This is a genomic window from uncultured Rikenella sp. (genome assembly GCF_910577125.1).
Taxonomy (GTDB): domain Bacteria; phylum Bacteroidota; class Bacteroidia; order Bacteroidales; family Rikenellaceae; genus Rikenella.
The window spans coordinates 1-7,749 of record NZ_CAJTMN010000091.1; the positions used below are offsets into that span (position 1 = coordinate 1).

At 56.3% G+C, this 7,749-nt stretch carries 7 protein-coding genes; 1 reads left to right on the forward strand and 6 read right to left on the reverse strand.

Annotation, left to right across the window (positions count from 1 at the left end; translation table 11 throughout):
• Positions 1-248: 248 nt before the first annotated feature.
• Positions 249-707 carry a hypothetical protein gene (locus tag QZ292_RS08575; protein ID WP_294600571.1) on the forward strand — a complete coding sequence of 153 codons (459 nt, stop codon included), beginning with the start codon at positions 249-251 and terminating at the stop codon, positions 705-707.
• 79 nt (positions 708-786) lie between these two features.
• On the opposite strand, the gene QZ292_RS08580 is transcribed toward QZ292_RS08575, so the two are convergent.
• From QZ292_RS08580 to QZ292_RS08605, 6 genes are all read right to left on the reverse strand, one after another.
• Positions 787-1,941, reverse strand: coding sequence for a quinoprotein amine dehydrogenase (locus QZ292_RS08580; protein ID WP_294600573.1), 1,155 nt, complete (start codon positions 1,939-1,941; stop codon positions 787-789).
• A 35-nt stretch (positions 1,942-1,976) separates the two neighbouring features.
• On the reverse strand, positions 1,977-4,067 hold the full coding sequence (locus QZ292_RS08585; protein ID WP_294600575.1) for a hypothetical protein: 2,091 nt from the start codon (positions 4,065-4,067) through the stop codon (positions 1,977-1,979).
• 269 nt (positions 4,068-4,336) lie between these two features.
• Positions 4,337-4,837 carry an energy transducer TonB gene (locus tag QZ292_RS08590; RefSeq protein ID WP_294600577.1) on the reverse strand — a complete coding sequence of 167 codons (501 nt, stop codon included), beginning with the start codon at positions 4,835-4,837 and terminating at the stop codon, positions 4,337-4,339.
• A 101-nt stretch (positions 4,838-4,938) separates the two neighbouring features.
• On the reverse strand, positions 4,939-5,412 hold the full coding sequence (gene ndk, locus QZ292_RS08595; protein WP_294600578.1) for a nucleoside-diphosphate kinase: 474 nt from the start codon (positions 5,410-5,412) through the stop codon (positions 4,939-4,941).
• Positions 5,413-5,532: 120 nt separating this feature from the next.
• Positions 5,533-6,630 carry an RluA family pseudouridine synthase gene (locus tag QZ292_RS08600; RefSeq protein ID WP_294600579.1) on the reverse strand — a complete coding sequence of 366 codons (1,098 nt, stop codon included), beginning with the start codon at positions 6,628-6,630 and terminating at the stop codon, positions 5,533-5,535.
• Positions 6,631-6,637: 7 nt separating this feature from the next.
• On the reverse strand, positions 6,638-7,507 hold the full coding sequence (locus QZ292_RS08605) for a PASTA domain-containing protein (RefSeq protein WP_294600580.1): 870 nt from the start codon (positions 7,505-7,507) through the stop codon (positions 6,638-6,640).
• Positions 7,508-7,749: the final 242 nt, after the last annotated feature.

Here is a 7,749-nt window from a genome sequence, read left to right on the forward strand (position 1 = left end):
CGCTGCTGCCGATGAGCCACAACGTGCCCGTATCCCGATGGCGGTAGCCCGGGGCCGGGTGTTTTTCTCTGGCCCTGTCACCCGGCGACTACCGCTCGGGGCGGATGGGCGAAAGACCGAATAGGGACGAGATTGGGGGAGTGCTTTGGACTATGCGGGCCAAACGTACTTCCTTTCGAAAAGATGACTCGGGGAAAATTTTGCATGAATTTTGCTTCAAAATCATTGAATCTCAACCTCCACTTCTCATGTTAAAGAAAATACTTTATGCACTCTGTCTGGTTTTGCCGGCTGCGGGTGGGCAAACCGTTCAGGCACAGGATTATCGGACTTCCGTCAGCGTAAATCTCGGAGCCGATATGGGCTTTGGACTGAAGCATTTCCTCGGAGAGCGCAGTGCTATCGAGGCTCAGTTCGGCTATAATATCTCCTGCAAAGGAGTGATGTTGTCCGCCGTCTATCAGTATCATGTGCCGTTGGCTAAAGGCTTGCGGTTGTATGCCGGAGGCGGGCTCAATATCGGAGCGCTCCATTTGGGGAGGCATCAGAGCGCCGATTTTGCCATCGGGCTCGATCCGACCGTCGGGTTCGAGTATAAATTCGTTCAGGCTCCGATCGCGCTTGCCGTGGACTATAAACCCAATATCAACTTTACACCCCATTCGCAATGGGATTTGGCCGCTTTTAAGGTGCGGTACACTTTCTGACAGAGAATACAAGAAATAAAGGGAGGACGGTCGCGATATGACCGTCCTCCCTTTGTGTTTACAGATATCCTATGAAAACTTATTGGCCGATCGTTTCCGGATCGACGATCTCATGTGTGCGGATATCGACGAAAAAGGGCGCCGTTTCCATCCCTTTGGAGGCCGGGGCGGCATCTATGCGGATAATCCGGTCGCTGATGCGGGAATATTCGCGGATTTCGTTTTGGTAAACGTCCATCCGGACTACGGCCTGTTTCTTGAGGTCTGAAATCCAGAATTTCTCTTCGTCCTGTCCGTAGATGCGTGCAGCCTGGGAAAAAGCGAATCCTTTGATCGACTTGATCGGATTGATCCATTGTTTCGCAGCCTTGTCGTAGATGTTGATGCCGTCGTTATCTCCCGTCGCATACATCCGTTCGGCCGTGGGGGCGAAGGTCTTGGGCTTGAAAGTCAGTGTCCAGGCCCGATCGGACTGGTCGATGACGGTACCGTTTTTCAGCTCGTCGTTGATTCGCGAGACGTCCAGTACGCGGAGGGTCTTGCCTTCGTAATCCGTCAGCAGAAGTGTCCCGTCGGCGTCGAATTCCATGTAGTGCGAGGCAAAGGCGTTGTTGGCCGATCCGCCGCCCATTTTTTTGTAGCGGTTGATCTTTCCGGCCTTTTCCGGTACGGCGTCACTCTCTTTGTAGACGCTGACTCCGCCGTCTTTGTCGCGAGCGTAAATCAACCCGTTTTTCACGGCCAGCGCCTGTGCCTGAAATACCGGCCCGCTCCATCTTCCGTTGCCAATGCTGACGATGTAATTCAGGTCGGGCAGGTCGAAAACGTGGATGTAGGATTGTCTTTCCGCCACATAAAGTCGGGTGTCGGTCACGACGATCGCTTCGATCGGGCTGATGAACTTTTGTTCCGCCCCGTTCACGATCCACGAGGAGAGGGTGCGGAACGGCCGGTTGTTCTTCAGGTCGAAGAGAATCAGGCTCGACCCCTCGGCGATGTTGGCTACGAAGAGCGTGTCGCCCCGGCCGGCCACCGTGTAGGGGGTGAACTGGCCGGCTTCCAGCCCCATGTTTTCGTTGGTCAGCAGGTTGCCCGTCTCGTAGCAGTAGTACCAGTAGCTGGTATAGTTGCCGTTTTCGGTATCGGGATCGGCCGGGTCGCTTTTTTCCGAACATTGGACGGACAGAAGACCGCAGCATGCGATCCACAGGATATGATGAAGGTTGAATTTCATGTTGTTCCGAATTGTAATCATGGATAGAGGGTGGACTAATTCAGTTCGCTCATCGGGATGGCATAGAGCCGTGCGCCGTCTTTGGCCCGGTCGATGATGAAGAGTGTTTTGCGCCGGATGCAGAACTTTTCGGGCGCCTGCAAGGTGATGCCGCCCACGGTGGTGTGGTTTTTCAGAATAGCGCCCGTCTTGGGATCGACTTCACAGAACTTTTCGTCGCCGTTCGAGCTGACGAAAAGTCGTGTGCCGTAGAAGTCCAGCGCATACGGAGCGTTCTTGTATGTGAGACTACCCGAGCGTTTGATCTCTTGGTATTCGCGTATCTGGGAGAGGTCGAACTGGTCGATTCGTTTGGCGGGATGGGTGGCGTACAGAATGCCGCTCGTGGTGTCGACCGCCATGCCGTAAGTTCCGGCCGTCTCGCCGAGATTTTCGGAACGGGCGTACACGAGCATCGGGTCCAGCTGCCCGAGCATGGCCTCTTCGGCAACCACTAAGTAGCGTTTGTCGTGGATCAGCATCAGGCCGTTATACACCACGATGTCGAACGCGTGGACGGTTTGTCCGGCTCCGGTGCCCCAGTTCCCGTTGCCGAGGCAGCCGATGAAGTGTTGGTCTTCGGCGTCGAACACTTCGGTGCGGCTGCCCGTATGGGTGACATAGATTTTGCCGTTCGCCCGCGTCACTCCGTTCGGCTCGCCGAGGAAGTGTTCGGTGGTTCCGTCGGCACGTGTCCACTCCCGAATGCTTTTCAGGTGCGATATTTTGCCGTTTTTGATATCGAAGATTTCGACGCTGTAGTGCTCTTTGGCATCGTTCACCACGAACAGCGAGTCGTTGTAGACGTAGACGTCCTTGGGCCGGAAGGTGGCGGCCGTGGCGTCCGGAACTGCCGTATGGTCCAGTGTGAAGGAGAGTGCTTCGCCGTTCTCGCCTTTTTGGTCGTTTTCTCCCCGGTGGATCAGACCTCCGTCGATCTCGTCGAGTTCCGGATCTTCAATGATGTTTTTCGATTTATGATACGATCCGGCGATGCCTGCGTAGGTACTCTTCGATTTTCGGCTGTGCAGGAAACGGCGCGAGTAAATCGGTAATTTCTTTTCTACCGAGAGCTTTTCGTACAGTTGGCAGCCGAGGATGGTCCATCCCGGTTCGGCTTGCGGGTAGTAGGTCATGTTTCCGCCGTGGCCGTAGCCGAGAATGTGGCCGAATTCGTGGAAAGCGGTCTCCGGCCATGCATCGTCGTCGCCGTAGTGGCCGAAGTAGACGTATTCGGCCAAACCGAAAGTGCTTCCCCCGCCCAGGCCGACTACGCTGCCGCTCACGAGTCCGTAGCAGATGCCGCGTTTGCTGCGGGCGGATTTGATCAGTGCGGCCCGGTCGATCGGCTTTTTGTCGGCGTTGGCATAGAGCGGGCCCCAGCCGTTTACTTTGGATTCGAACTCCTGGGTCGAGAACATGTAGGTGAGGTTCAAGGCCAAGGCTACCCCTTCGCGGGCGTGGCAGGCGTGGAGCGGATATTTCCAGTTCGGGTGATTCGGGTCGTAGCGTCCGAACCAGACGTTCCAGTCCACCGTGATGCTTTTCAGGGTCTGCCAGTACGGCGAGTCGCTCTCGACCGTGAAGGTGAAGTTGGCGGCCGAGAGGTGCGGATTGGCCATGATTTTGATAGTCTTTCCGCTACGCGTTCTGGCGGTGATGTCTTCGGTGTCGAGCGGAAGATGTACCCGGAGTTGCTGGAACGGCATCAGCTTGTCGAGCGAAAGGAGTCTGAACTCTTCCTCGTAGCCGTCTATCTTGGCCCAGATGGTCACATTCGGCAGCGCGCGGGGGCTGTAGAACCGTATCTGGAAATAGTAATCGTCGCCGAAGGTCATTTGGAGCGGATTCATGGTCGAGAAGTTCCGTTGATTTCTGTCGAAGAAGACCTCCGGCGATTCGTCGTCGTTCAGCAGATAGTAGGTGTTTTCGGCATTGTAGTCCGACGGGGTCATGTAGATCGGGAACCGGTTCGGCGCATTGACGCCGGAATCGGTCAGCAGGTTGTTTTCTTTCTTACAGCCGGTCAGTGACAAAATGCCGAAAATCAGCATCATGAGGAAACCGGTAGGGAAGAATTTTCTCATAGCGTGTGAGTGGTTTGTATGGCGATTATTTTTGCTCTGTCGATTCTCGTTTTTGAGAAATCGACCGCGAAGATAGGATGTTATACAAAAAAACAAACCTATGCTGAATTGTTAATATATTTGGATTTCTCGCGCTGCCCGAGTCGATTTGTAATCAGGTGTGGAAATATAAAAATAACCGCCGATTTCGGCCGAGCTTGTGGGGGACAAGAGAGACCGAAATCGGCGGACTGACGACGGGCAAAGGTCGCCGGATAGAAAAAGAGGGATTATAGAGCGTGTTGCCCCTGGCGCAGTTGTGGCGGCAGCGATTTGTCTTTCCGCGGTTCGACGCAGGTGAACCGGACGGGAACGACCATCCATGTCCGTACGGCTTCGCCTTCGGCGTTGATTCCGGGTGTCCAGCGCGGCGAGAGTCCCAAAACGCGGATCACTTCGGCGCTGAGCAACAGGTAAGGGGATTCGAGAATCTCGACGTTCGAGAGGTCGCCGTTTTTCTCGATTACGAATTTTACGACCACGCGACCTCCGAGACCCTGTTGTTGTAAAGTTTCAGGGTATTGCAATTGGGTACCGATCCATTGCGGGAAGGAGACGAGTGCCTCTTTTCCTTTGAATCGGGGCATTTGGGCGATCGTGCGGCGGTCGTAGACCGTTGTGTCTTTCGACTCGACGAGGGCGGGCGCCGGTTTCTTCTTAGCGGCGGCGGGAAGCAGAAGGCATAGAAGGGTGATGATGCCGATGATTCGTGTGGTATGTGCCGGTTGCATGGTCGGGCGGGATAAATGTTTGGTGGGCCGGAGTCCTGTGGATGAAAAAAACGCCGTTCACTGAAAGGAAACGGCGTGAATAGCATGTCGGTATGGAGCGATTAGTCGCTGTCGATTTCGTCTTCCGGCAGTGGAAGCTCGTATTTGGTGTCGATAATCTCCTTGTCCGGGAAGAAGAAGGCTGCTTCCCAAGCCGCATTCTCGTCGCTGTCCGAGGCGTGAATGGCATTCCGAGTCTTCGAAGCGGCGAATTTCTTGCGGATGGTTCCTTCGGCAGCCAGCTCCGGATTGGTCTTTCCGATCAGTTCGCGGAACTCGGCCACGGCATCCTGCGCCCCCTCCTTTTCCAGCACTGCGGCGACGATCGGCCCGGAGGTCATGAAAAGATAGAGGTTGCGGAAGAACGGCCGTCCTTTGTGCACGTAGTAGAATTTTTCGGCATCCGAGCGGCTGAGGTAGGTCATTTTCAGCGCGATGATCCGAAAGCCCGCTTTCTCGATCATGGTCAGGATTTCACCGATGTGGTTTCCTCCCACCGAATCCGGCTTTATGATGGTAAAGGTTCTCTGTCCCATAAGCTGTTGAGGTGTTGATGGGTGAATAATTCACCGATAAAGATAGCAATTATTTCGGACGAATGAAATCCGTCGGCCGAAACGGGTGAAAAAACGGGCCGTCCGGGACGGAAAAAGGTGTTACTCGTCGCCTTCGAACGTATGGCGTGCGGCCGTGTATCCCTCCCATTTGGCGATGCAGGCGGCGAAGTCGGCCGGGTATTCCGATTCGAAATAGACTTCCTGGCGCGACTGCGGATGGACGAACCCGAGGCTCAGGGCGTGCAGCCCGTGCCGCGGCATGGCGGCGAAGCAGTTTTCGACGAACTGTTTGTATTTGCTGAAGGTGGTGCCTTTCAGAATCCGGTCGCCGCCGTAGCGCTCGTCGTTGAAGAGCGGGTGGCCGATCGACTCCATGTGCACGCGGATCTGGTGTGTCCGCCCGGTTTCGAGCCGGCATTCGACGAGGGTGACGTATCCGAACCGTTTCAAGACCCGATAGTGGGTCACGGCGTGTTTCCCCACCGGCCCGTCGGGCGGAAAGACGGCCATTCGCATCCGGTCGGTGGTGCTGCGGGCGATATTGCCCTCGATCGTCCCTTCATCCTCTTCGAAGTTGCCCCAGACCAGGGCGTGGTAGATGCGCCGAATGGAGTGGTCGTAGAATTGTCGGGCCAGAAAGGCGTGCGTCCGTTCGTCTTTGGCCACCACGAGGAGTCCGGAGGTGTTTTTGTCGATTCGGTGTACGAGTCCGGCGCGCATGTCGCCCTGCTCGAAGAGCGGAAGCCCCCGCAGGTGAAAGGTGAGGGCGTTGACCAAGGTGCCGGTGTAGTTGCCGTGGCCGGGATGGACGACCATCCCGGCGGCTTTGTTGACGACGATCAGGAAGTCGTCTTCGTAGACGATGTCGAGGGGGATCTCTTCGGCGATGATCTCCAGTTCGCGCGGCGGGTAGGGCAGCACGATCGAGATCCGGTCGAGGGGCTTGACTTTGTAGCTCGACTTGGCGGGCTGTCCGTTGACGAGGATGTTGCCGGCGTCGGCAGCGGCCTGTATTCGGTTCCGTGAGGTGTTTTCGAGCCGGGTGGCCAGAAATTTGTCGAGCCGCAGCAGGCCTTGTCCCTTGTCGGCCACGACGTTGAAGTGTTCGAAGAGTTCGTCTTCGCGTTCGTCGCCGATTTCGTCCGTGTCGGGCGCCGCGGGACGACCGGCCTCGAAGAGGGGCTCCGGCCTGCTCATCGGTGAGTTATTCGTTTTCTCCGTCATCGGCGTTTTCTTCTTCGTCAACGGCATACCGCCGGGCGGCGGTGTCCGAATTTTTGGACGACGAGGCGATCTTTTGCGTATCCAGGGTCAGCCACAGCGAGACTTTACCGCCGTAGTCCGTCCGGCTCTGCTGGTTGGGCTCCTGTCGGTAGACGCGGGCGTCTTCGGTGCCGTCGGCTCCGACGCCGGAGTCGAATTTGACGTTGCCGACGTTCAGGCCCACTTCCCACAGCCGGCTCTTGGCTTCGCGCAGGGTGAGACCGATGACTTTCGGAATCCGGGGCAGCGGCGAGGAGTGGTTCACGCCGACGACGAGGGTGATTCCCGATCCGAGTTCCGCTTTGGTGCGCGAGTCGTGAGTGATCGATCGGCCTTTGTAGAGTTCGTCGAGGACGTTGTTGGTGGCCATATCGGATCGGTAGACGAGCCGTTCGATCTCGAAGCCTTTGGTCTCGAGCATGTTCTTGGCCTGCCGCAAGGAGTAGCCGGTCACGAACGGAATCACATCGGTTCTGGGCCGGAAGGCGTTGACGGTCAGAAAGACACGACGCCCTTTCTTGACGCCCATCCCGGGTTTCGGACTCTGGTCGAGGATCTGGCCGGGCTTCTGCTTCGGCATGTAGAGGGAGTCGATGATCTCCAACCGCAGCTCGCCCTTTTCGCTCATCTTCTGCGCTTCGCCGAAGGTGTGGCCGATCAGGGTCGGTACGATGATCCGCTGACCGTGACGGGTGTAGATGTTCAGCACGAGGTTGACGACAAAATAGAGGATGATCCCGATACACAGGGCCATCACGACGTTGCGCAGGATAATGTTCCGGCGGATGGTGTCGAGCATGCGGTCGAACACGGGCGGAAGCTGTGTCCGCCGAACTCTCCGATTGTCGCCGTTGCGCCGTGGCGGGCGGGAAAATGGGGTCGTTGACATCATGTCACAAAGTTAGATATTTTTTATTCGTTCTTTTATTCGTACTTGCCTGGGAGGGTACTGTTCTCTTTGTGAACAAAGAGAACCAGAAAAACTTTAGAGGATGCTTCGCATCCTAAAGCTGCCGGCGGCCCAACTCCCGGACTTTCTTTGGGCCGGGAGTT

What these genes read in the sequence shown, in the direction of transcription:
- QZ292_RS08575 (WP_294600571.1), top strand. Translation starts at nt 249, where the DNA reads ATGTTAAAGAAAATACTTTATGCACTCTGTCTGGTTTTGCCGGCTGCG.
- QZ292_RS08580 (WP_294600573.1), bottom strand. Translation starts at nt 1,941, where the DNA reads ATGAAATTCAACCTTCATCATATCCTGTGGATCGCATGCTGCGGTCTT.
- QZ292_RS08585 (WP_294600575.1), bottom strand. Translation starts at nt 4,067, where the DNA reads ATGAGAAAATTCTTCCCTACCGGTTTCCTCATGATGCTGATTTTCGGC.
- QZ292_RS08590 (WP_294600577.1), bottom strand. Translation starts at nt 4,837, where the DNA reads ATGCAACCGGCACATACCACACGAATCATCGGCATCATCACCCTTCTA.
- ndk (WP_294600578.1), bottom strand. Translation starts at nt 5,412, where the DNA reads ATGGGACAGAGAACCTTTACCATCATAAAGCCGGATTCGGTGGGAGGA.
- QZ292_RS08600 (WP_294600579.1), bottom strand. Translation starts at nt 6,630, where the DNA reads ATGAGCAGGCCGGAGCCCCTCTTCGAGGCCGGTCGTCCCGCGGCGCCC.